Source organism: Cupriavidus sp. KB_39, from assembly GCF_052114485.1.
Classification (GTDB): domain Bacteria; phylum Pseudomonadota; class Gammaproteobacteria; order Burkholderiales; family Burkholderiaceae; genus Cupriavidus.
Genome location: NZ_JBFREV010000001.1, coordinates 1 through 24,410 on the forward strand (window position 1 = coordinate 1; position 24,410 = coordinate 24,410).

The following is a 24,410-nucleotide window of genomic DNA, read 5'->3' on the forward strand; positions in this document are numbered from 1 at the left end:
CCCTCGTCCAGCGCCTTCTCCTGGAAGCCGACGCCACGCGGCGTGTGGCAGGAGCCGCAATGCCCCAGCCCCTGCACCAGATAGGCGCCGCGGTTCCACGCGGCGCCCTGGCCGGGCYTTTCCTTATAGACGGCCTTTTCGAGGAAGACGAGGTTCCAGAGCTTGAGCGGCCAGCGCATATTCATCGGCCAGCGGATGTCGGACGCCCGGTTGGCCTGCCGCACCGCCGGCACACCATGCATGAAATACGCGTAGAGCGCGGTCAGGTCGGCATCGTTGACCTTGGCGTAGGACGGATACGGCATGGCCGGATACAGGTTGTGGCCGTCCTTCGCCACGCCTTCGCGCATGGCACGGTTGAACGCCGCCTGCGTATAGCCGCCGATGCCGGTGGCCGGATCGGGCGTGATATTGGTGGTGTAGATGCGGCCCAGCGGCGTCGTCATCGRCAGCCCGCCCGCGAAGGGCTTGCCGCCCGGCGCCGAGTGGCAGGCCACGCAGTCGCCGAGCCTGGCCAGATACTCGCCGCGCGCGACCAGCGCCTGGTCCACCGCCGTGGCGGCCTGTGCGGGCGCCGCCCCGAACGCCAGCAGCGCGGTGCCGAGCAGCGCACCCGTGGATTTCAGCTTGTTCATCGTTTCTGTGCTCACGTGCGCGCCTTCAGTTGATCGCCCACCGGCAGGGTGTGCAGCCGCCGGCCCGTGGCCGCGTGGATGGCGTTGGCCAGCGCGGGCTGGAGCGCGGACGTTCCCGGCTCGCCGATGCCGCCCGGCGCCTCGCTGCTCTTGACGATATGGACGTCGATCTCCGGTGTCTCGTTGATGCGCAGCATCCGGTAGTCGTTGAAGTTGCTCTGCTCGACSCGGCCCGCCCGGATCGTGATCTGGCTGTAGAGCGCCGCCGTCAGGCCAAAGATGATGCCGCCCTGCATCTGCGCCTCGATCGTGTCCGGGTTGACCGCCATGCCGCAGTCGACCACGCAGGTGACGCGGTTCACGCGCACCTCGCCGTTCTGCACGGTCACATCGACGACCATCGCGAAAAAGCTGTCGAACGCATGCATCACGGAGACGCCGCTGCCCCGGCCATTGCCCTGGGACACGCCCGGCTTCCATCCGGAGGCCCGCACCGCCTCGTTCAGCACATACAACGCGCGCGGGGACTTGCGCAGCAGATCCCGCCGGTACGCCACCGGGTCCACCTTGGCGGCTTGCGCCAGCATGTCGATAAAGCTCTCGACCACAAAGGCGCCGCGCGTGGGCCCGACGCCGCGCCAGAAGGCCGTTGGCACGTCCCGCGGCTCCTGGCGCACGTAGTCAACCAGCTGGTTGGGCAGGTCGTAGGGCAATTCCGCCGCCACCGCCACGGCATCGGGATCGACGCCATTCGGCATCATCGCGGCCGGCGCGTAGCGGGCCATGATCGAGGAGCCGACAATGCGGTGCTGCCAGGCCAGCGGCTTGCCGCTRTCGTCCAGCCCGGMGGAAATCCGGTCGTAGTAGTACGGGCGGTACATGTCGTGCTGGATGTCTTCCTCGCGCGTCCACACCACCTTCACCGGCACGCGCAGTTGCCGGGCGATCTTCACGGCCTGCGTGACCATGTCGATTTCCAGCCGCCGGCCGAAGCCGCCGCCGAGCAGGTAGTTGTGCACGGTGATCTTGCCGGGCGGCAGTCCGGTGACCCTGGCGGCCGCATCGACCACGCGCCCGGGCACCTGCGTGCCGGTCCAGACTTCGCAGCCATCCGGGCGCACATGCACGGTGCAGTTCACCGGCTCCATGGTCGCGTGCGCGAGGAACGGCTGCTGRAAGACCGCATCGATGCGCGTGCGGGCCTTGGCGAATGCCTTGTCGACATCGCCTTCCCGGCGCGCCACGGCGCCGCTGCGGCGCGAGGCCTTGACGAGGTCGGCGACGATCGTCTCCGTCGATACCTTGGCGYCCGGCCCTTCGTTCCAGCGAATCACCAGCGCCTGCAGCCCGCGCTTTGCCGCCCAGGTGTGGGCGCCGATCACGGCCACACCGTTGTCGAAGCGGACCACCTGCTGCACCCCGGGCATCTTGCGGGCGTGCGTGTCATCGACGCTGGCCAGCGTGCCGCCGAACACCGGGCACGTGGCAATCGCCGCATAGACCATGCCCGGCAGCCGCACGTCCAGGCCGAACATGGCGGTGCCGTCGACCTTCTCCGGGGAGTCGAGCCGCTTCACCCGCGTGCCGATCAGCCGGAAATCCTTCGGCGCCTTGAGCCGGACGTCCTGCGGCGGCGGCAGCTTCGCCGCGTCGTCTACCAGCTCGCCATAGCCGATGCTGCGGCGGCTGGGCGGATGCGTTACCCGGCCCGCCTGCGCGATACAGGTCGATGGATCGACCTTCCAGCGCCGCGCGGCAGCCGTGACGAGTAGCGTCCGCGCGCTGGCGCCGGCCTTGCGCATCGGCTCCCACGCGTAGCGGATCGAGGTCGAGGCGCCGGTCAGTTGCTCGCCCAGCAGCGGGTCGTTGAACAGCTTGCCATCGGGCGGCGCATGGACGAGCGTGATGCGCTCCAGCGGCACTTCCAGCTCCTCCGCCAACAGCATGGGAATCGACGTATAGACGCCCTGCCCCATCTCCACCTTCGGCATGATCAGCGTGACCTGCCCGCTGCGCGCGATCTGGATGAACGCGTTGGGCGCGAACACGCCCGGCTGCGGCGTCTCCACGCCATCCCCGCCGATGACCGACCGGCGCCCTTCGCCCTGGCTGCGCGCCGGCACGCTGAAGCCGAACAGCAGGCCACCGCCGCCGGCAGCGCCGACCATCGCGGCGAACTTGAGGAAGCCTCGGCGCGAGACGTCCGTCTCCTGTGCATCGCCATGCATGTCAGGCTTCCTTCGCGGCCTGCCTGACGGCGGCGCGGATGCGGTTGTACGTGCCGCAGCGGCAGATATTGCCTGCCATCGCGGCATCGATATCGGCGTCGCTCGGCTTCGGATTGCTGGCGATCAGCGCCGCCGCCGACATCACCTGGCCCGACTGGCAGTAGCCGCACTGCACGACATCGAGCGCGCGCCACGCGGCCTGCACGCGCTGGCCGGCCGGCGTCGCGCTAACGCCCTCGATCGTGGTGATCTTGCGCTCGCCAACGGCCGAGACCGGCATCACGCAGGCCCGCACCGCCACGCCATCGAGGTGGACGGTGCACGCGCCGCACTGGGCGATGCCGCAGCCGAACTTGGTGCCCGTCAGGCCGACGAGGTCACGAATCGCCCACAGCAGGGGCATGTCGGGCGGCGCATCGATCGTGTGCTGCCGGCCGTTGATATCCAGTCTTACCATGTGTGCCGCTCCGGTTTAGGGGGGATGCGCCAGCGCTCAGGGGCTGAGCGCGAAGCGCTGCGTGCCGTCCACCGGCGCGAGCCAGTACGGCGCGCGATCGGTATAGATCTCAAGGCCGGGCGGCTGGATGCCGGCCAGGCTGTCCAGCGTGCCTGCCTTCACCAGCACCACGCCGGGCATCGTCGACACCCGGGTGAGGATGGGCGACCCGCAACTACCGCAGAAATGGCGATACGAGGGATGCCCGCTGTCGCCCCGGTCCTCGAACACCCTGGTCTCGCCGTGCTGCGTGAAGTTGGCCTCCTTCACGAAGAGGTTGAACGAGAACAGGCTGGCGCTCTGTTTCTGGCAGTGCCGGCAATGGCAGATGGCCGCCGTCTCCGGCTCGCCCTTCATCACGTAACGCACGGCTCCGCACAGGCAGCCGCCTTGTCTTTCCTTCATGATTGGGATTCCCTGTTGATAGGTTGGATCAGTGTGACGGGTCTGGCGTCAGCACGATCTTGAAGCGGGCCTTTCCGCTCTTCATGCGTTCGTAGGCTTCCGCCGCGCGGGACAGCGGGTACTGCTCGATCATCGGCCGCACGCCGGACAGCGCGCTGAAGGCCAGCGTCTCCTGCGATTGCGCGGCCGTGCCCGATGGCCAGCCTTCCACGGCATTGCGGCGCATGATGAACTGCGTGGCCGAGACGGCGATGGGCTCCTCGGTCCAGCCGAGCATGACCATCCTGCCGTTCATGCCCAGCCCGCCGAGCGCGCCGCTCATCGCCTTGCCGCTGTTCGCGGTCGCCAGGATCACGCGCGCGCCACCGAGCGCCTGCAGCGCTTCGGCAACATCCTGCGTGGCGGCGTCGATGTAGTGATGCGCGCCGAGGTCGCACACCAGCGTCGCCTTGTCCTGCCCCAGCGCGATGGCTACGGTGACGAAGCCCATCTGCCGCGCGAACTGCACGCCGATATGGCCGAGGCCGCCCACGCCCAGGATGGCCACCACGTCCCCGGCGCGCGCACCGCTGTGGCGCAGCGCGTTGAAGGTAGTCAGGCCCGCGCAGAGCAGCGGCGCGGCATCGACGTCCGCAAGCGCGTCCGGCATGCGGGCGAGCGCCTCCTGCGGCGCCACCATGTACTCCGCATATCCACCGTCGTAGCTGATGCCAGGCACGCGCAGGTTGTCACAGCGCACGAAGTCGCCATGCCGGCAGTTGTCACAGTGCCCGCAGTGGCCACCGTGCCAGCCCACGCCCACCCGCTGCCCGGGCTGCCAGCCTTGCACGCCAGCGCCGATCTCGTCGATCACGCCCGCAATCTCATGGCCCGGCACACGCGGATACTGAATCCCCGGCCACGAGCCATCCAGCGTATGCGAGTCGCTGTGACAGATGCCACAGGCCTGCACCTTGATCCGCACATGCCCCGCGGGCGGCTCCGGGATCTCGCGATCCACCAGCTCCAGCGGGCCGCCTGCCTGCGCCACCTGCACCGCGCGCATGGTTCGCATCATTGGCTCCCGGCGGCGGCGGCGATGCGGATCAGCTTGCGGTTGAGGAACTCGCCAATGCCCTGTTCGGACAGTTCACGGCCAAAGCCCGAGTTCTTGACGCCACCGAACGGCAGGCCCGGGGAGTCGACGAAGCACGAGTTGATGTAGACCATGCCCGACTCGATGCGGGACGCCACCTGCTTCGCATGCTCGATATCGGCGTCGAAGACAAAGGCGCCCAGGCCGTACTTGGAGTCGTTGGCCAGGGCGATAGCCGCTTCCTCGCTATCCACCACATAGAAGGACAGCACGGGGCCGAAGGCTTCCTGTTGATACAGCGGATTGTCCTCGGCGATGTCGGTGATAATGGTCGGCTCGAGGTAGAAGCCGGGGCGGTCCACACGCTTGCCGCCGTAGACGATCGTCGCGCCGGCCGCCTTGGCGTCCTCGATCTGCTTGAGCAGCCCTTCCAGCGCGCGTTCGCTGACAAGGGGGCCGAGCAACGTGGTCTCGTCCGTGGGGTCGCCCACCTTGATGGCGGCAAACCGCTCCTTCAGCGCCGCCAGCATCTGGGCGCCCCGAGTCTTGCCCACCACGATCACGCGCTTGATATTGACGCAGCCCTGCCCCGAGTTGAACGTGCGGCCCATCACGCACTGTTCCACCGCGTGATCGAGCGGCGCGCCCTCCAGGATCAGCGCCGGATCGCTGCCGCCCAGTTCCAGGATCACCTTCTTGAGATTGCGGCCCGCCCGCTCGCCCACGGACGTGCCCGCCCGCTCGCTGCCGGTAAGCGCCACGCCGCGCACGCGGAAATCGTCGATCAGGCTGGCGATCTGGTCGATGCTGCAAAACAGGTTCGTGTACACGCCCTCCGGCGCGCCGGCTTCCTCGAACAGCCGCGCGAAGGCGAGCGCGCACTGCGGCACGTTCTCGGCATGCTTCATCAACACCACGTTGCCGGCGATCAATTGCGGCGCGGCCACGCGCACCAGCTGGTAGTAAGGGAAATTCCAGGGCTCAATCGCCAGGATCACGCCGATGGGCTCGGCCACCACCGTGGCGCCGGGCTCGCCGGGCAATGCCTGCGCCGCGAGCAGCCGTTCGCCATGCTCGGCGTAGTAATCCAGGATGTCCGCGACAAGATCGATCTCCATATAGCCAAAGCGGACCACTTTGCCCATTTCCAGGGTCGGATACTTCGCGTATTCATCGCGCTTCTCGCGCAGGATCTGGGCCGCCCGGCCCACGATGCGGGCCCGCTCGGCCACGGAACGGAACTTCCAGTCCTCGCGATAGCGCTTTTCCGCGGTGTCCAGCGCCGCGAAGACTTGCGCATCGGTTTGCAGCGGAAATTCCTTCACGAATTCGCCCGTGGCCGGATTGACTGTACGAAAGCTCATGGTCTGACTCCTGTTGAGAGTTTCGAAAATGAATCGAAAACGATTTCGATAAAAATAGTACCACAGCCGATAAATTTCAACCTGCTGCCACATTGTCTGATGGGCAACGTCCCGAAAACGGTTTCAAACCCTGCCCAGGACCCAATTCCGGAACGAAAAAAAGGGCCGACAGCGTCACCGCTGCCGGCCCTCCCAACCAGACCCTGGTCAGTCCTGCTGMTACTTATTCATCACTTTTTTGTCGCATCTGCCAGCTTGGCTTCCGCGTCGCGCAGCGCGGTGCGCAGGCCCTCTTCCACCACCGGGTGGTAGAACGGCATGGCCAGCATCTGGGCGATGGTCAGGCCTTGCTGGCAGGACCACGCCAACAGGTGGGCGATGTTCTCTGCACGCGGGCCCATCCACTCGGCACCAAGGAAGCGGCCCGTGGCGATGTCCGCATAGACGTGCATCAGGCCCTTGTTCTTCAGCATCACGCGGCTGCGGCCCTGATCCTCGAAGCTGACCTCGCCCGTGACGAAGCTGCCCGGCTCCAGGCTGGCGTAGCTGTTGCCGACGATGGCCAGTTGCGGATCGGAGAACACCACGGCCAGCATGGCGCGGCGGGCCAGCGGGCGCACGTCGGGCCAGCGCGCGGCGTTGTCGCCGGCGACCTTGCCTTCGTCGGCGGCCTCGTGCAACAGCGGCAGCACGTTGTTGGCGTCGCCGGCAATAAACACCGGCGCGGTACCGCACTGGAGCGTAAGCGGGTCGAAGACCGGCACGCCGCGCGCATCGAGCGCCAGCCCGGCATTCTCTATCGCCAGGTTGTCGACGTTGGGGCGGCGGCCCGTGGCTGCCAGCACGTAGGCAAAGCGCTCGGTCACGGGCTGGCCATCGGCATCCTCGAACGTGATCACCGCTTCGTCACCCTCGCGGCGCATGTCGGTCACGTGGGCGTCGGGCTGCAGCGAGAATTCCTGGTTGAACGCCTGCGCGGCATAGGCGCGGATGGCCGGATCGGTGAACGGGCCGACTGAGCCGCCCATGCCAAACACGCGCACCCGCACGCCCAGCCGGGACAGCGCCTGGCCCAGTTCGAGCCCGATCACGCCGGGGCCGAACACCGCCACGCTGGCGGGCAGGTCGTCCCAGGCGAACACATCGTCATTGATGATCAGCCGGTCGCCAAACACCTGGAACGACGGCGGCACGGCCGGACGCGAACCCGTGGCAATCACCACGCGGCTGGCGCGCACCGTGGTGTGGTCGTCGATCTCCAGCACCGTGTTGTCGATGAAGCGCGCGCGGCCGATCAGGCGGTCCGCCGCCGGAATGCTCTCCGTGCCGCGCACCACAAAGCCCACGAAGCGGTCGCGTTCGCTGCGCACACGGGCCATGACCTCGCGGCCATCGACGCGCACCGAGCCATCCACATGCACGCCGAATGCGCTGGTGTGGCGCGCCTCGTGGGCGGCCTCGGCGGCGGCGATCAGCAGTTTCGACGGCATGCATCCCACGCGGGCACAGGTGGTGCCGTAGGCGCCGCCTTCGATGATCACGGCGCGTTTGCCAGCCGCGATGGCGGCCCGGTAGGCCGCGAGGCCAGCGGTGCCTGCGCCAATCACGGCTACGTCGGTCTGGATGGTCGTCTTCATGATGCGATTCCTGGTAATGAGCGGTTTGCTGCTTTTTTTCTCAATCAGCGGACGGCATGACACCGGCGCCAGGCTGGGCGCCCGATGTCATCGGATCCGACGACTGTCGTGCTTCGGGAAATGTCCCCCCCGGACACCGGCGGGAAGCCGGGCCAGGGGAGGCGTGGGGGGATGCGCTTAGCGCGTCAGGTACTGCTCGAGCGCTTCGGCGCCGCCGATCAGCTTGCCGTTGATGAACACCTGCGGGGCGGTCATGTTGCCGGACACCGCGCCCAGCACCTTGCCGCGCACCTTGTTTTCCAGCGGCACGTCGATGTACTCGAAACCGTTGTCCGACAGCAGCTGCTTGGCCTTGGCACAGAACGAGCAGCCGACCTTCGAGAACACCACGACCTGGTCCGGGCCCTTCGCGTTCGGGGCGATGTGGTTCAGCATCGTGTCGGCGTCCGAGACCTTGAACGGGTCGCCCGGCTCTTCCGGCTCGATGAACATCTTGGTCACGACGCCGTCCTTGACCAGCATCGAATAGCGCCAGCTGCGCTTGCCAAAGCCCAGGTCGGCCTTGTCCACCAGCATGCCCATGCCGTCGGTGAACTCACCGTTGCCGTCGGGGATCATGGTGATGTTCTGCGACTCCTGGTCCTTGGACCACTCGTTCATCACGAAGGTATCGTTSACGGACACGCACAGGATGTCGTCCACGCCATGCTTGGCGAACACCGACGCCAGTTCGTTGTAGCGCGGCAGGTGGGTCGACGAGCAGGTCGGCGTGAAGGCGCCGGGCAGCGAGAAGACCACGACGGTCTTGCCGTCGAACAGTTCGGCCGTGGTCACGTTCTTCCATTCATTGTTCTCACGTACACGGAAGGTGACTTGGGGAACGCGTTGGCCTTCGCGGGATTGCAGCATTGGTAAGACTCCTCTGGGTTGGATTGGCGCCACGTGTCGTAGCGATGGGAYGGATTCTGACGATCGCCATGTGATTTGTACAATTCATCGTTCCTACCTCGGCGATTGATACAATCTATTATCAATCGGCGTTTTCCGATTGCTTTTCTCTATCGCACGGAATTTCCAAGGCTGCCCGGTTGACGTGAAATGTTGTAAAGAAGCGGGCCGCCGGGCTGCACGGCAGTTAGCATCCGGGCTTGTAAAGGCGGGTATGCCGCTTTTTGTGATGCATTTTTTGTTGCCCGATGTACGACTWCATTTGCCCCGCACTGGTTACACGCGTATTTCCCACGCTACCGCCGCAAGGCGGACGTGGCGACATTCACGTGACGGAAACGATGCGCGTGGATGATGGCCTGGAGGTCGTCGGCATCGGCTTCGCCGACTTGCGCTATGTGATGTTCTTTGCCGATGTCCCCGAGGACTTGGCGGATGAGCCGGCAGGYCAGGCGGCCCGCTTCGTCACGGTGGTGCGCGTGGAGGCCGACCACGGCACGATGTTCCTGCCGGACTTCTGGCGCCTGCCCTGCCCGCACATGGTCTGGCAGTTCTCGGAGGCCCTGCTGCAGGCGATGCGCCACCATGTGGACGCCCACCCGTCGGTGCAGCAGTACGTCTGCGTGKCGCAGACCCGAAAGATGGATTTTTTGTGCGAACGCGTGATCCGGCAATTCACGCGCACGSCAGGCAGCGCGCAATTCCGCTGCGTGACGCGGCCGGACGCTGACAGGACAATCAGCAGCACAATCGGGAAGGAAGGACGCTATGGCTTTGCACGTCACGAATCATGTTCGGCCTGAGGCGCTCGCGCAGCAGAAACGCCTGATGTCCGGCATCCTGGCCCGGGTGGCCCAGGCCACGGCGGCGCCCACGTTCGCGCTGTCGCCGCGCCCGCTGTTCCAAGCGACCTTGCGCCTGCCGCCGCCCGCCACGCAAGGGCCGGGCTAGCCGCGTCCCCTTCCGAGAATATCTTTCAGAGGCGCTGCTTGCAGATGCCGAGCTGCTGCGCCATCAGGACGAGATCGGCGAACGTACGCGCACGCATCTTGCGCATGGCCTGCCCGCGATGAATCTTGACCGTGACCTCGCTGATACCGATCTGGCTCGCGATCTGCTTGTTGAGCAGGCCGGACACGGCCAGCGTCATGACCTCGGTCTCGCGCGGCGTCAGCGCCTCGTAGCTGGCGCGCAGCGTCGCCGCCTGCCGCAGTTCCAGGCGGCGTGCACGATCCTTGTCGAGCGCGGCAGACACCGCGTCGAGCAAATCCTGGTCGCGAATCGGCTTGGCCATGAAGTCCTCGGCGCCAGCCTTCATCGCCGCCACGGTCATCGCAATGTCGCCGTAGCCGGTCATGAAGATGATGGGGATGTTGACGCCCATCTGGGCCAGCCGGGTCTGGAGGTCGAGCCCGCTCGGCCCGCGCAGCCGCACATCGAGCACGAGGCAGCACGGCACGTCGGGAATGGTGAACTCGAGCAGTTCGGCGGCCGAGGCGAACAGCGCCACCTCCATGCCCACCGAGCGGAACAGGTTGCCCAGGCCCGCGCGCAGCATCGCGTCGTCGTCGACAACCAGCACCAGCGCATTGTCGCGCGTGCTGTCGTCAGCGGGCTCCAGGCTATTCGATGTCACGTTTTCTCTCCCTGTCCGCGGGGGTGGTCCCGGGTATCTGCTGCGAATTATATCGAGGACAGCGAGATGCCCCGCCGGCCACCACGGACGCAGCGCCCCGCATTTCAACATAGTCAGCGCGGACATGCCATTCATACCATCGGGTTAGTTGGCCAAACGCGGCGCAGGCGCCACCATGTCATCCGCAAACACGACTGGCCGCGCGTGGCGGGTTTCCTGCCGCCCGGTGTCGACCGCCGCTTAGCCGATCGCACGAGAAACTAATACGATCGAACAGTAGCTGTCAGCGGGACAGGCGCTTAGTCTTCCGCCGGGCTGTTACCACCAGCATGCCCCAATCCCTTGCCAATGTTTCCTGGAGCAATACCATGTCCAATCCGAAGCTCGAAGTCCTGACCCCGCAAAACAGCCAGCTCATCATCATCGACCACCAGCCGCAGATGGCCTTCGGCGTCCAGTCGATGGACCGCCAGGCGCTGAAGAACAACGTCGTGGGTCTGGCCAAGGCGGCCAAGATCTTCAACGTGCCGACCACCATCACGACGGTGGAAAGCGAGTCGTTCTCGGGCTTCACGTACCCGGAGATCCTGGACGTGTTCCCGAACCAGAAGACGCTCGAGCGCACCTCGATGAACTCGTGGGACGACCAGAAGGTGCGTGACGCCCTGGCCGCCAACGGCCGCAAGAAGGTGGTCGTGGCCGGTCTCTGGACCGAAGTCTGCAACACCACCTTCGCGCTGTGCGCGATGCTGGAAGGCGACTACGAGATCTACATGGTCGCCGATGCCTCGGGCGGCACCTCGAAGGAAGCCCACGACTACGCCATGCAGCGCATGGTGCAGGCCGGCGTGGTGCCGGTGACCTGGCAGCAGGTGCTGCTGGAGTGGCAGCGCGACTGGGCCCACCGCGACTCCTATGACGCCGTGATGAAGCTCGTCAAGGAGCACTCGGGCGCCTACGGCATGGGCGTGGACTACGCCTACACGATGGTCCACAAGGCCGCCCAGCGCACCGCCACGCCGCACGAGTCCGTGGCGCCGGTCGCCGCACGCTGATGTCCGCCGCCCCGCTGCCGCCTGCGGGAGCGGGGCGCTCCTCCGTCGCATCCTTCACATTCCTCGCCAGAACCGTCATGCAACCCCAAGAACAAATCGAAGCGCTCAATCCCTCGCGTCGCAAGCTGCTGGTCTCGGGCGCCGGCACCGTCGGCGTGGCCGCCGTCGCCGCGCTKTCCGCCACSACCCARGCCAATGCAGCCGGCAAGCCGCAGGCTGGCGCYACCCATCAYWCKGCAGGAGGCAACACCATGAGCACCATCACCACCAAGGACGGCACGCAGATCTTCTACAAGGACTGGGGCTCGGGTCGCCCGGTCGTGTTCTCGCACGGCTGGCCGCTCAACGCGGACGCCTGGGACGCGCAAATGCTGTTCCTGGTGCAAAAGGGCTTCCGCGTGATCGCTCATGACCGTCGCGGCCATGGCCGCTCGGGCCAGCCGTCGCAGGGCAACAACATGGACACCTACGCCGATGATCTCGCCGCGCTGCTCGACGCGCTCGACATCAAGGGCGCCACGCTGGTCGGCCACTCCACCGGTGGCGGCGAAGTCACGCACTACATCGGCCGCCACGGCACCAAGCGCGTCGCCAAGGCCGTGCTGATCGGCGCCGTGCCGCCTATCATGGTCAAGACCGCCAACAACCCCAACGGCCTGCCGATGGACGTGTTCGATGGCATCCGCAAGGGCGTGACGGATAACCGCTCGCAGTTCTACAAGGACCTGGCCGTGCCGTTCTTCGGCTTCAACCGTCCGGGCGCCAAGGTCTCGCAAGGCACCATCGACGCCTTCTGGGCGCAGGGCATGGCCGGCGGCATCCTGGGCCAGTACGCGTGCATCAAGGAATTCTCGGAGGTGGACTACACCAACGACCTGAAGAAGATCGACGTGCCGACGCTGGTCATGCACGGCGACGACGACCAGATCGTGCCGATCGACAACGCCGGCAAGCTGTCCGCCAAGATCGTGAAGAACGCCACACTGAAGGTCTACCCCGGCGCGCCGCACGGCATGTGCGTGACCCACGCCGACCAGATCAACGCCGACCTGCTCGCCTTCCTCAACACCTGATCCCAGCCGCACCATGTCAGTTACCCGCCGGCATTTCATTGCCTCGGCTGCCGCACTCGGTGCGGCGGCTTCTTCGGAGCTCTTCGCCATGACATCCGCCACGCCAGACCTCATCCTTGTCAACGGCAAGTTCGCCACGCTCGACCGCGCCAACCCCCAGGCCGATGCCGTCGCCATCCAGAATGGCCGCTTCGTCGGCGTGGGCACGCGCCAGGACATCATGAAACTGGCCGGCACGCAGACGAAGATCGTCGACCTGAACGGCCGGCGGGCCATTCCCGGGCTGATCGACAGCCACATGCACATCATCCGGGGTGGCCTGAACTACAACATGGAACTGCGCTGGGACGGCGTGCGCTCGCTGGCRGACGCCATGCGCATGCTCAAGGACCAGGTGGCCCGTACCCCGGCTCCGCAATGGGTGCGCGTGGTGGGTGGCTTCACCGAGCACCAGTTCGCCGAGAAACGCCTGCCCACCATCGAGGAACTGAACGCCGCCGCGCCGGACACCCCGGTCTTCATCCTCCACCTGTACGACCGCGCCATCCTCAACGGCGCCGCGCTGCGTGCGGTGGGCTACAACAAAGACACCCCGAATCCCCCGGGCGGCGAGATCGTGCACGACAAGGCTGGCAACCCCACGGGCCTGCTGCTGGCCAAGCCCAACGCTACCATCCTGTACGCCACGCTGGCCAAGGGCCCGAAGCTGCCGCCGGAGTACCAGAAGAACTCCACGCGCCACTTCATGCGCGAAGTGAACCGGCTCGGCGTGACCGGCGTGATCGACGCCGGCGGCGGCTACCAGAACTATCCCGATGACTACAACATCATCGAGGAACTGCATAAGGAAGGCCAGCTCACGGTGCGGCTGGCCTATAACCTGTTCACGCAGAAGCCCAAGGAAGAACTGAGCGACTTCAAGACCTGGACCTCGACCGTCAAGCCGGGCCAGGGCGATGATCTCTACCGCCACAATGGCGCCGGCGAGATGCTGGTCTACACCGCGGCCGACTTCGAGGACTTCCGCGTCGAGCGGCCCGACATGCCCCCGTCGATGGAAGGCGACCTCGAGCCCGTGATCCGCCTGCTGGCCGAGAAGCGCTGGCCGTGGCGCCTGCACGCCACCTACAACGAGACCATCACGCGCGCGCTGGATGTCTACGAGAAAGTGGCCAAGGACATCCCGTTCGACGGCCTGAACTGGTTCTTCGACCACGCCGAGACCATCACCGATCGCAATATCGACCGCATCGCGGCATTGGGCGGCGGCATCGCCGTGCAGCACCGCATGGCCTACCAGGGCGAGTACTTCGTCGAACGCTACGGTGCCAAGGCCGCCGAGGCCACGCCGCCGATCAAGCGGATGCTGGAGAAAGGCGTCAAGGTGGGCGCCGGCACCGATGCCACGCGCGTGGCGTCCTACAACCCGTGGGTCTCGCTGTACTGGCTGACCACGGGCAAGACCGTGGGCGGCATGGCGATGTACCCGCAGGCCAACCTGCTCGACCGCGAAACCGCGCTGCGCCTCTGGACCGAGGCCAACACGTGGTTCTCGTCGGAAGTCGGCAAGAAGGGCCAGATCAAGGTGGGCCAGCTGGCCGACGTGGCCGTGCTGTCGCAGGACTACTTCAGCGTGCCGGGCGACGACATCCAGGACATCACCTCGGTGATGACGATCCTGGGCGGCAAGGTGGTCTACGGCGACAGCGAGTTCAACAAGCTCTCGCCCGAGATTCCGCCAGCCATGCCGGACTGGTCGCCGGCCCGCCACGGCAGCCAGTACCAGCCGCGCCCGCAAGCGAAGGCTCTCGCGCTGGCCACCGCCTGCGGCTGCGCCAGCTCCTGCGGCGTGCACGGCCACGCGCACGCCAAGGCGTGGACGTCGAGCGTGCCGACGGCTGACGAAAGCTCGTTCTGGGGCGCGCTGGGCTGCTCGTGCTGGGCGTTCTGATGCCCCTGTTCCTTGATTGCTGACCGGAGACCGGCCATGGCTGATACCACTTCCTCGATGAGATCGGCCACGGCCGGCTCGGGCATCCTGCCGCGCTGGGTGCGCTGGGTCGCCCTACTGCTGCTCTGCGGCGCCTATATCCAGGGCGGCCTCGTCAAGCTGTTCGACTTCCCCGGCGCGGTGGCCGAGATGGAGCACTTCGGCCTCACGCCGGCCGTGCCCATGGCCGTCGCCACGATCGTGCTGGAGCTGGGCGCCGCCGCGCTGATTCTGCTCGGCCGCTGGCGCTGGCTGGGCGCGCTGGCGCTGGCCGTGTTCACGGTCGCCGCCACGTTCATGGCCAACCGCTTCTGGAGCGCGCCGCCCGAAGCCCGCTTCATGCTCGCCAACGCCTTCTTCGAGCATCTGGGCCTGGCCGGGGCCTTCGTGCTCGTGGCGTGGGAAGACCTCCGCAGACACTGATTCCATGGCCGATTCCCGCTCCTCCTCCACCACTGCCGCCAGCCCTGCCGGCGGCACCTTCGCACCGCTCGCCCAGAGCACGTTCGCCGTGCTCTGGGCCGCCACCATTCTCGGCAACATCGGCAGCTTTATGCGCGACGTGGCCAGCGCATGGCTGGCCACGGACCTGTCTTCCTCCCCCGCCGCCGTGGCCACGATCCAGGCCGCCGCCACGCTGCCCGTGTTCCTGCTGGCCATTCCGGCCGGCGTGCTGTCGGACATCCTCGACCGGCGCCGCTTCCTGATCGTCATCCAGTTCGGCATGGCGGCGGTCAGCGGCACGCTGATGCTGCTCGCCTGGAATCAGGCGCTAACCATCGAGATCCTGATCGCGATGGCCTTCGCCGGCGGCATCGGCGCGGCCATGATGGGGCCCACSTGGCAGTCGATCGTGCCGGAACTGGTGCCGATGCAGGAGCTGAAGCGCGCCGTGGCGCTCAACGCGCTGGGCGTGAACATCGCGCGCGCCATCGGGCCTGCTGCCGGCGGCCTGCTGCTGGCCGCGTTCGGCGCGGCCACCACCTACGGGCTGGACCTGCTCAGCTATATCTTCGTGATTGCCGCGCTGCTCTGGTGGAAGCGCCCCGAGCGCGCCACCGACCCGCTGCGCGAGCATTTCTTCGGCGCCTTCCGCGCCGGCCTGCGCTTCACGCGCGCCCACAGCCAACTCCACGTAGTACTGGCGCGCGCCGCCGTCCATTTCGCGTTCGGCAGCAGCATCTGGGCGCTGCTGCCGCTGGTCGCCAAGCAGTTGCTGCACGGGGGCGCCAGCCTCTACGGCGTGCTGCTGGGCGGCGTGGGCGCCGGCGCCATCCTCGGCGCGCTGATCATGCCCAAGCTGCAACGCCGGCTCGATGCCGATGGCATGGTGCTGCTCTCCGCCCTCGTCACGGCGGGCGTCATGGCGGTGCTGTCCGTGGCGCCGCCGGTCTGGATCGCCCTGCCGCTGCTGTTGCTGCTCGGTGCGGCATGGATTTCCGCGCTGACCACGCTCGGCGGCGTGGCGCAGGCGATTCTGCCGAACTGGGTGCGCGGCCGTGCGCTGGCGGTCTACCAGATGGTGTTCAACGGGGCGATGGCCGGCGGCAGCCTGCTGTGGGGCTTCGTGGCACAAGAGACCGGCACGCCGAACGCGCTGCTGATCGCGGCGGCGGGGCTGGTCGTGGCCGCGCTGCTCCTGCACCGCCTGCGCCTGCCGCAGGGCGAGGAAGACCTTGTCCCGGCACGGCACTGGCCTCAGCCGGAGATGGCGGGTGAGATCGCCCAGGACCGTGGCCCGGTCATGATCCTGATCGAGTACTGCGTCACCGCCGCGGACCGCGACGCCTTCCTGCGCGCCGTGCACAAGCTGTCCGACGAGCGCCTGCGCGACGGCGCGTTCAACTGGGGCGTGATGGAGGACCCGGCCGACCCCGAACTGCTGACCGAGTGGTTCCTGGTCGAATCCTGGGCCGAACACATGCGCCAGCACGAGCGCGTGCACCACGCCGACGCCGACCTCCAGCGCGATGTCACGCGCTACCACACCGGCGCCACGCCGCCCCGCGTGCGCCACCTGCTGGGCGTTGGCCTGCCCCCGGGCAAGCCGGCTGTCTGACCCCTCCCATTCATATCGAGACCATCATGAAGCTCTATCTCGTCTCCCTGGGCGCCGGCATTCTCGTCGGCATCATCTACGCGCTGATGCAGGTGCGCTCCCCGGCGCCGCCCGTGGTGGCACTGATCGGCCTGCTGGGCATGCTGATCGGCGAGCAGGTCGTGCCGCCGATCAAGCGCATGCTGGCCGGCGAGCCGGTCACCGCCGCGTGGTTCCACAGCGAATGCGTGCCGAAGATCACCGGCGCGCCGCCCAGCACGCTGACCGCAGCCAACAAGGCCGAGGCCGCCAACCCCAACGAGAGCCAGCGCTGACCCCATGCCGTACCGACGTCTTGTATCGCCGCGCGTCGCCGCGCTGGGGTTGGGGTTGGGACTGTGCGTGGCCGGCGGGCCTGCCGCAGCGCAGAGTTCCGTGACCATCTACGGCCGCCTCAACACGGCCATCGAATATAGCCGCGCCAGCACGGCCACCGACGGCACCGCGCTGGGCAGCGTGGTGCGGCAGACCAACTACCGCTCCGTGTTCGGCCTGCGCGGCGAGGAAGGTCTCGGCGGCAGCCTGAAGGCGCTGTGGCAGATCGAGAGCAACCTGTCGCTCGATACCGGCCAGGGCCAGATCGCCAGCCGCAACTCGCGCGTCGGCCTCCAGGGCGACTACGGCCTGCTGTTCATGGGGCACTGGCAGACGCCCTATACCGAGTCGACGGCGGCCTACGACCCGTACTACCCGACCACCGCCGGCTACATGGCGCTGATCGGCAACGGCTCCACGTCCTCGTCGGACAACGTGCAGGACACCAGTTCGTTCGATCGCCGCCAGAAGAACATCGTGCAATATCGCTCGCCGCAGTTCGGTGGCGTAAGCGTCTGGCTGGGCTGGGGGCTGCCGGAGGAGAAGACCACCGTGGCGCGCAATCCGGCGCTGTACTCGGCGGCGGCGGTCTACGAGCGCGGCCCGCTGAACGCCACCCTGGCCTACGAGGTGCACCAGCACTACCAGGCCGCCGGCCGCAACGACGACGCCATCAAGGTCGGCGTGGCCTACCAGCTGTTCGCCGGCACGCGCGTCTCCGCCATCTACGAGCACCTGCACTACCGCACCGACACCGGCGACCTCCAGCGCAACGGCTACTATGCCTCGCTGGTGCAGCAGCTCGGCCCCGGCAGCGTGCGGATCGGCTTCGCCTATGCCGCCAATGGCACGGGCTCGTCCACGGACACCGTCGGCTTTTTCCGGAGCGGCTCCGGCACGGGCGCCACGCAGGTGACGGTTGGCTACGACTACCCGCTCTCCAAGCGCACGGCCCTGTTCGCCTGGTATAGCCGGATCAACAACCGCCCGAACGCGGTCTACGACTTCGCCATCAACGAGCTTGGCGTCAGCGCGGGGGCCGATCCGCAGACCTTTGCCCTGGGCATGCGCCACTATTTCTGAAGCGCTGCAAGACATACCTAGGTATGAGTCCGCCSGCGCGGTCCGGCGCGGCTGCCGTGTGGGACGGGCGCCGACAATACCACCGTATGATATGGGCCGCGCCCGCCTGGCAGTATGCTGTGAGCAAGCGATGGGGGCCCCGAATCGGCCCCGTCATCGCTCCGGACTACTCAAGGAATCCCGTGTGACTGCCACCCCGGTGATCGCCATCGTCGACGACGACGCGTCGGTCCGACACGCCCTGGGACGGCTCGTGCGCTCGTTCGACCTCGCCGTCGCGCTGTACGGCAGCGGCGAGGAACTGCTGCAATCGGCCGCCCTCGATACGGTTTCCTGCCTGATAACCGACGTACAGATGCCCGAGATGAACGGGTTCGAGCTGTGCGAGGCCCTGCGGGCGCGCGACCTGCACATGCCCGTGATCTTCATGACCGCGTTCGCGCAGGCGGGCTACGAAGCCCGCGCCGTGGCCGCCGGCGCGGCATGCTTCCTGCACAAGCCTTTCCTCGACACGGCTATCATTGCGTGCATCGAGCGCGCGCTGGCGCCCGCCCCGGAAGATCCCGGCGCCTAGCGCGGCGCAACGCCCCACCCCCGCCCCGTTGTCCGCACCAGCCCCACCGGTGCGGCGGCCAGCAATAGACGCCTCACGATGACGCCGTACGACACAAGCCAGGCCGCCGCAGTATCGCTGGACGAGTACGCCCTCACGCCGCTCTGCCACAACGGCATCGTCGCGCTCTCGCGCGGCTTCCACGTCGAGGATGGCAGCATCCTGCTGGTGGCGCACGCGGCGTCGGTACTCACCGAGGGCGAGGCCGTGCGCCGGTTCCACAATGAATTCGGTCTCGTCGCCCTGCTGCAACCGGCCTGGGCGATGGTGCCGCGCGCCTGCGTGCAGTACCAGGGCGGCGTGGCACTGGTGTACGAGGACACCGGCGCGGTGCCGCTGGCGAACTTGCCGCCCGCGCCGCTGCCGGTGACACGGCTGCTGTCCGTTGCCGAGAGTGCCAGCCAGGCCCTGCGTGCCGCGCACGAGGCGGGGCTGATCCACAAGGCGATCATGCCGTCGGCCCTGCTCGTCGACGCGCACGGCCGGTGCCGGCTCACGCGCTTCGGGCTGGCCGCCGCGCAGCAGTGTGACATCGCCGACGCGCTGGCGCCCCACACGCTGGCCGGGAGCGAGGGGCTGGCCTATATGTCGCCCGAGCACACCGGCCGCACCCGCAACGGGCTGGACGCGCGCAGCGACCTCTATTCGCTCGGCGTGGTGCTCTACCGCCTGGCCACGGGCCAGCTACCGTTCGCCGCGCGCGATCCGGCCGACGCCAACGAGTGGATCCACGCCCACGTGGCCAGCGAACCGCTGCCGCCCCATCGGCTGGCGGCCGGCGTGCCGGAAGCGCTGTCGCTGCTGATCATGAAGCTGCTCGACAAGCGCCCGAGCCGGCGCTACCAGTCCGCGGCGGGGCTGGAAGCGGATATCCGGCGTTGCCGGGCCGCGTGGAGCACGCTCGGCCGCATCGACGTCTTCGAACTGGGCCGCCGCGACCAGCCCGCCGAACTCGAACTGCCGGACCGGCTCCACGCCCGCGACGCCGAGCTGCGCGAACTCGCCGAAGCCTACGCGCACGTCGCCCTCACGGGCCAGCATGCGCTGGTGACGGTAAGCGGGCCGTCCGGCATCGGCAAGTCCGCCCTGATGCGGGCGTTTGTCGATGGCCTGCGCCAGCAGCAGGTCTGCTGCGCGGTGGGCAAGGCCGACCAGTTCCGGCACGAGACCCCCTACGCGGCTATCGCGGAAGCCTTCCACGGGCTGGTCATCGACATCCTCGGCCAGCCCGAGGAGCGCGTGCGCCACTGGCAGGCGCGCGTCAGCCACAGCCTGGGCCCGTATGCGCGCACCGCCGTGGGCATCGCGCCCGCGCTCGCGGCGCTGACCGGCCCGCTGCCCGCCCCGCCGAGGGGGAGCGGCGCCGATACGGCCGTGCATTTCGATCTGGCGATGCGCAACCTCGTCGGCACGTTCGGGCTGCCGGAGCGTCCGCTGGTGCTGGTGATCGAGGATTTCCAGTGGCTCGACCCATCTTCCCGGCAGCTACTGGCGCGCCTGCTGGACTGCGCCACGCCGCTGCCGCTGCTGCTCGTGGGCAGCACGCGAGCGGCGGGCGATGCGCTGGGTCAATCAGACGGTCGATCGGTAGATCCCCCACAAGATCGCCCGCAGGACCACCATCTCGCGCTGCAACCACTCGACGTGGAGGCTGTCGGCACGCTGCTGGCCGAAACGCTGCGCGCCCGCCGCCGCGACCTCCAGCCGCTGGCGGGGCTGGTCCACGCCAAGACCTTCGGCAACCCGTTCTTCGTCGGCCAGTTCATCAAGACCATGGTCGATGACCGGCTCGTCACCTACTCGCCCGACGAGGGCAGCTGGCAGTACGACTTCCAGCGCATTGCGCAGCACGCCTACACCGACAACGTCGCCGACATGGTGCTCCAGCGCCTGGAGCGGCTGCCGCCGCGCACGCGCCAACTGCTCGGCGGCATGGCGTGCCTGGGCCGGCAGTCGGACGTGGCGCTGGTCTGCGCCGCGTTCGAGGTGGAGGAAGGGGCGCTGCACGCCCTGCTGGCCCCGGCGCGCGCCGCCGACGCCATCGGCCTGCAGGAGCCCCACTACGTGTTCTCGCACGACCGCGTGCAGGAGGCCGCCCACGCGCTGCTGACGCCCGAGGAGCGCGACCGCGTGCACCTGCGCGTAGGCCGGCTGCTGCGCGATGCCTCCGATACGGCCGAAGGCACCCTGCGCGACGACACCCTGTTCCGCGCCACCGAGATGCTGGCGCAGGTGGTAGAGCTGATCACCGATGCCGACGAGGCCATCCAGTCCGCGCGGCTGAGCCTGGCCGCCGCCACGCGCGCACGCCGCGCCATCGCCTATCCGGCCGCGCTGGACGCCGTCACCGCCGGCCTCGCCTTCGTGCGCACCGCGCGTGTGCAAGGCCATGCCGGTGCCGGCGAGGTGGAATTCGCGCTGCTGCGCGAGCGCTGCGCGTGCCTGCTCCAGCAAGGCCGGCTGCCGGAGGCGCTGACGCTGGCCGAAACGCTGCTCGATGCGGACGCGCCCGCCCGCCAGCTTGCCGAGGTCTACCGGCTCAAGACCGAACTGCATACCCGGCGCTCGGAGAACGCGCTGGCGGTGGAAACGGCCATCCGGGGGCTGCGGATGTTCGGCATTTCGCTGTCCGCGCATCCATCGGCAGCGGACGCCGACGCCGCCTACCGGGCCATCGCGGCGCGGCTGGATCGCCCTGGACTCAAGGCGCTGGCGCACCTTCCGCAGATGTCGGACCCCGATGTGAAGGCGGCCATGGCGCTGCTGGCCGCGCTCTCCGTGCCCGCCAGTTTCGTCGACGAGCACCTGGTGTTCCTGGAGCTGTGCGAGATGATGTGGCTGACGCTCGCGCACGGCATCAGCGGCCCGTCCACCGCTGCGCTGGGCTGGCTCGGCGTGCTGGTCTGCCACCGCTTCGCGGCCTACGAGGACGGCTTCCGCTACGGCGAGATGGCGCGGGAACTGGTCACGCGGCATGGCTACGTCGCGTATGAAGCCCGCACGCTGCTGCCGCTCGACCAGCTCAGCGTGTGGACGCAGCCGCTGGGCTACTCGACCGACTGCGCCCGGGCGGGCTTCGCGGCCGGCGTCGCCAACGGCGACGTGACCACGGCGTGTTTCCTCTGCTGCCATCTGGTGAGCAACCGGCTAGCACGCGGCGACACGCTCGACGAGGTTTCCGCCGAAATCACCAGCGGACTCAACTTCGTGCGGCAGACCGGCTTCCACGACGTGGAAGCCATCCTGCTGCTGCAACAGCGCTTTGTCGACGGGCTGCGCGAAGCGGAATTCCCGCTCGGCGCCGACGCGCCCACCGCGCTCGACGGCCACGACCTCGCCCGCACGCCGGCGCGGGAGCGCATGTCCACGCTGGAGTTCTGGTACTGGCTCTATCGCGCCACGCTGCAATACCTGGCTGGCAGGCACGCCGAAGCCGCCGCGAGCCTGGAGACGGCCGGGACGCTCGCGTGGTCCGCGCCGGCCCATATCCATCAGGTCGATTTCCATCTCTATCGCGCGCTGACGCTGGCCGCCAGCACGCCCGACGCGGCGGCGCGCGCCACGCTTACCGAGGACGCCAGCAAGCTGCGCCGCTGGGCCGACGCCAATCCGMTCACCTTCACCGACAAGGCGCTGCTCGTGGAAGGGGAGCTGGCGCGGCTCGATGGCGACGGACTGGGAGCGATGACGCGCTACGAGCAGGCCATCGCCCATGCCACGGCGCACGGCTTCGTGCACACGGCCGCGCTGGCGCACGAACGCGCCGGCCACTATTGCATGGCGGCCGGCCTGACCACCGCCGCACGCGGCCACCTGCGCGCGGCGCATGACCGCTATCGGCAATGGGGCGCGACGGGCAAGGCTCGCCACATGGCCGCCACCTACCCGCAATTGTTCGATGCGGCGCGTGGCCCGGCCTATGTGCTCGCCAACGGCAAGCGCATCCGCGACGTGGAAAGCGTGATCCGCGCCTCGCGCGCGCTGACCGACGAGATCCGGCTCGACAARCTGGTGGACACGCTGATGACCATCACGCTCGAATACGCCGCCGCGCAGCGKGGGCTGCTGATCCGCCTCCAGGGCAAGGCGCCGATCATCGAGGCGCGCGCCCACACCTCGCCCGCCGGTATCCGCGTGCAGCTGGCGCAGGGCGCCCCCGCCGCCGATGACCTGCCGATGTCGATGTTCCACACCGTCATCCGCACCGGCCGACCGGTGATGGTGGGCCACGCGACCGGCACCAACCCGTTCGGGCTCGACCCCTACTTCGCGGCCCACACGCAGTGCGCGGCCATCTGCATCCCGATGTCGCGGCACAACACGCTGATTGGCGCGCTGTACCTCGAAAATCGCCTGCTCGGCGACGGCTTCACGCCCGAGCAGACCGAGGTGCTCGAACTGATCGCCTCGCAGGCCGCTATTTCGCTGCGCACGGCACGGCTCTACGAAGACCTGCTGGCCGAGAACGACCGCCGGCAGCAGGTGGAACGCGCGCTGCGTGCGAGCCAGGCCTCGCTGAGCATGGGCGAGAGCGTCAGCCACACCGGTAGCTGGCGCTGGGACCTGCGGCTGCAAGCGATCTCTTGCTCCGATGAGATGCGCCGCATCTTCGAACTCGACACGGCGCGCGCCCACTTCGCGCTGGAGGATTTCGGCGCCCGGATGCATCCCGACGACCGCGCCGCCGCGCTGCACACCATCATCCAGTGCGTGTCCGACAAGGTGCCCATCCACCTGGAGTACCGCATCGTGCGCGGCGACGGCGCGGTCCGCCATGTGGAAGGCATTGGCAAGCCGCTGGTGACGGACGGCGAGATACTCGAGTACGTCGGCACGGTCACGGACGTGACCACGCGCCGCCATGCCGACGACGCGCTGCGCAACGCGCAGGCCGACCTCGCGCGGGTGGCGCGTGCCACCACGGTGGGCCAGCTCACGGCCTCCATCGCTCACGAGATCAACCAGCCGCTGATGTCCATCGTCTCGAATGCCGGCGCAAGCCTGCGCTGGCTGGCGCGCAGCAAGCCCGAGATCGAGTACGCGCGCGAGGGCCTCCAGGCCATCGCCAGCGAGGGGCAGCGCGCCGGCGACATGATCCGCAGCCTGCAGGGGCTTACGCGCAACGCCGCGCCCGTGCTGGCCGAGGTGGACATGCACGAGTCCATCCGCCATATCCTCGCCATCTCGCGCAGCGAGATCGAACGCCGGCAGGTGTCCGTGCAACTGGCGCTGCATGCCGACGCCTTCTGCGTGTTCGGTGACGGCGTGCAGCTCCAGCAGGTGCTGCTGAACCTCGTGGTCAATGCCGTGGAGGCGATGGGCGACATCACCAACCGCGCCCGCCTGCTGACGATGGGCACGCGCATCACCGGCGACAACATGCTGGAAGTCAGCGTTTCGGACACCGGGGCGGGGCTCGACGAGGGCGCCATCGACCAGGTGTTCGAACCGTTCTACACGACCAAGGAGAACGGCATGGGCATGGGGCTGGCCATCTGCCGCTCCATCGTCGAAGCCCACAAGGGCCGGCTCCGCGCCACGGCGCGCACGCCGCACGGCACCGAGTTCTCGTTCACGCTGCCGCTGTGTTGGCCGCTGGGCGGGTGAGGGACCGGAGCGCCAGCCGCCGCACATTCCAGACATTCCATACCCGGGGATAGTCGTCACAAACCGATGCACAGGCGCCCCCATGCGCGGGGACGAGTGTGCTGGCGGCGGGACACGCCTAAGCTGGAGACCTGCCGGATGCCGGCCTGATC

At 68.0% G+C, this 24,410-nt stretch carries 20 protein-coding genes; 11 read left to right on the top strand and 9 right to left on the bottom strand.

Features of this window, described 5'->3' with window-relative positions:
* The 8 genes from AB4Z27_RS00005 to AB4Z27_RS00040 all read right to left on the bottom strand — a co-directional run.
* On the bottom strand, window positions 1-635 hold a 635-nt coding region (locus tag AB4Z27_RS00005; RefSeq protein ID WP_441643695.1), incomplete at its 3' end, for a c-type cytochrome.
* A gap of 11 nt (window positions 636-646) precedes the next feature.
* On the bottom strand, window positions 647-2,863 hold the full coding sequence (locus AB4Z27_RS00010) for a molybdopterin cofactor-binding domain-containing protein (protein ID WP_441643696.1): 2,217 nt from the start codon (window positions 2,861-2,863) through the stop codon (window positions 647-649).
* Window position 2,864: 1 nt separating this feature from the next.
* The gene (locus AB4Z27_RS00015; RefSeq protein ID WP_092294846.1) at window positions 2,865-3,320 is read right to left on the bottom strand and encodes a (2Fe-2S)-binding protein; all 456 of its coding nucleotides are present in this window, start codon (window positions 3,318-3,320) and stop codon (window positions 2,865-2,867) included.
* 36 nt (window positions 3,321-3,356) lie between these two features.
* Window positions 3,357-3,764: a GFA family protein gene (locus AB4Z27_RS00020; protein ID WP_092294844.1), complete on the bottom strand. Its 408-nt coding sequence runs from the start codon at window positions 3,762-3,764 to the stop codon at window positions 3,357-3,359.
* 28 nt (window positions 3,765-3,792) lie between these two features.
* Window positions 3,793-4,818 carry an alcohol dehydrogenase gene (locus AB4Z27_RS00025; RefSeq protein WP_211942885.1) on the bottom strand — a complete coding sequence of 342 codons (1,026 nt, stop codon included), beginning with the start codon at window positions 4,816-4,818 and terminating at the stop codon, window positions 3,793-3,795.
* Entirely contained in the window at window positions 4,818-6,203 is a 1,386-nt protein-coding gene (locus AB4Z27_RS00030; protein WP_441643697.1) for an NAD-dependent succinate-semialdehyde dehydrogenase, read from the bottom strand. Before AB4Z27_RS00030 ends, AB4Z27_RS00025 begins: the two co-directional genes overlap by 1 nt.
* 230 nt (window positions 6,204-6,433) lie before the next feature.
* Window positions 6,434-7,840 (bottom strand): dihydrolipoyl dehydrogenase, encoded by a 1,407-nt coding sequence (locus AB4Z27_RS00035; RefSeq protein ID WP_441643698.1) that lies wholly within the window; start codon window positions 7,838-7,840, stop codon window positions 6,434-6,436.
* A 177-nt stretch (window positions 7,841-8,017) separates the two neighbouring features.
* Window positions 8,018-8,749: a glutathione peroxidase gene (locus AB4Z27_RS00040; RefSeq protein ID WP_092294836.1), complete on the bottom strand. Its 732-nt coding sequence runs from the start codon at window positions 8,747-8,749 to the stop codon at window positions 8,018-8,020.
* Between the two features lie 368 nt (window positions 8,750-9,117).
* Here AB4Z27_RS00040 and AB4Z27_RS00045 point away from each other — a divergent pair, with 368 nt between their 5' ends.
* Together AB4Z27_RS00045 and AB4Z27_RS00050 are read left to right on the top strand one after the other, a co-directional pair.
* Window positions 9,118-9,591, top strand: coding sequence for a hypothetical protein (locus AB4Z27_RS00045; protein ID WP_441643699.1), 474 nt, complete (start codon window positions 9,118-9,120; stop codon window positions 9,589-9,591).
* 25 nt (window positions 9,592-9,616) lie between these two features.
* Window positions 9,617-9,739, top strand: a complete 123-nt coding sequence (locus AB4Z27_RS00050; protein WP_255370820.1) for a hypothetical protein — start codon at window positions 9,617-9,619, stop codon at window positions 9,737-9,739.
* A gap of 25 nt (window positions 9,740-9,764) precedes the next feature.
* Here the strand turns inward: AB4Z27_RS00050 and AB4Z27_RS00055 are convergent, their stop codons facing one another.
* Window positions 9,765-10,424 (bottom strand): response regulator transcription factor, encoded by a 660-nt coding sequence (locus tag AB4Z27_RS00055; RefSeq protein ID WP_092294832.1) that lies wholly within the window; start codon window positions 10,422-10,424, stop codon window positions 9,765-9,767.
* 368 nt (window positions 10,425-10,792) lie between these two features.
* On the opposite strand from AB4Z27_RS00055, the gene AB4Z27_RS00060 reads away from it, so the two are divergent.
* The 9 genes from AB4Z27_RS00060 to AB4Z27_RS00100 all read left to right on the top strand — a co-directional run bounded on the left by AB4Z27_RS00060 (window position 10,793) and on the right by AB4Z27_RS00100 (window position 24,258).
* Window positions 10,793-11,479, top strand: coding sequence for a hydrolase (locus AB4Z27_RS00060; RefSeq protein WP_092294830.1), 687 nt, complete (start codon window positions 10,793-10,795; stop codon window positions 11,477-11,479).
* A 251-nt stretch (window positions 11,480-11,730) separates the two neighbouring features.
* Window positions 11,731-12,552: an alpha/beta fold hydrolase gene (locus AB4Z27_RS00065; protein ID WP_092295101.1), complete on the top strand. Its 822-nt coding sequence runs from the start codon at window positions 11,731-11,733 to the stop codon at window positions 12,550-12,552.
* Between the two features lie 13 nt (window positions 12,553-12,565).
* Window positions 12,566-14,503 carry an amidohydrolase gene (locus AB4Z27_RS00070; protein WP_092294828.1) on the top strand — a complete coding sequence of 646 codons (1,938 nt, stop codon included), beginning with the start codon at window positions 12,566-12,568 and terminating at the stop codon, window positions 14,501-14,503.
* Between the two features lie 36 nt (window positions 14,504-14,539).
* Entirely contained in the window at window positions 14,540-14,965 is a 426-nt protein-coding gene (locus AB4Z27_RS00075; protein ID WP_092294826.1) for a DoxX family protein, read from the top strand.
* Window positions 14,966-14,969: 4 nt separating this feature from the next.
* Entirely contained in the window at window positions 14,970-16,601 is a 1,632-nt protein-coding gene (locus AB4Z27_RS00080) for an MFS transporter (protein ID WP_441592761.1), read from the top strand.
* Between the two features lie 26 nt (window positions 16,602-16,627).
* Complete coding sequence (locus AB4Z27_RS00085; protein ID WP_092294822.1) at window positions 16,628-16,915, top strand: XapX domain-containing protein; 288 nt, start codon at window positions 16,628-16,630, stop codon at window positions 16,913-16,915.
* A 4-nt stretch (window positions 16,916-16,919) separates the two neighbouring features.
* A complete protein-coding gene (locus AB4Z27_RS00090; protein WP_092294820.1) occupies window positions 16,920-18,038 on the top strand; it encodes a porin in 1,119 nt (372 codons plus the stop codon).
* Between the two features lie 184 nt (window positions 18,039-18,222).
* Window positions 18,223-18,612 carry a response regulator transcription factor gene (locus tag AB4Z27_RS00095; RefSeq protein WP_255370819.1) on the top strand — a complete coding sequence of 130 codons (390 nt, stop codon included), beginning with the start codon at window positions 18,223-18,225 and terminating at the stop codon, window positions 18,610-18,612.
* Window positions 18,613-18,690: 78 nt separating this feature from the next.
* Window positions 18,691-24,258, top strand: coding sequence for a trifunctional serine/threonine-protein kinase/ATP-binding protein/sensor histidine kinase (locus AB4Z27_RS00100; protein ID WP_441643700.1), 5,568 nt, complete (start codon window positions 18,691-18,693; stop codon window positions 24,256-24,258).
* The last annotated feature ends 152 nt before the right edge of the window (window positions 24,259-24,410 follow it).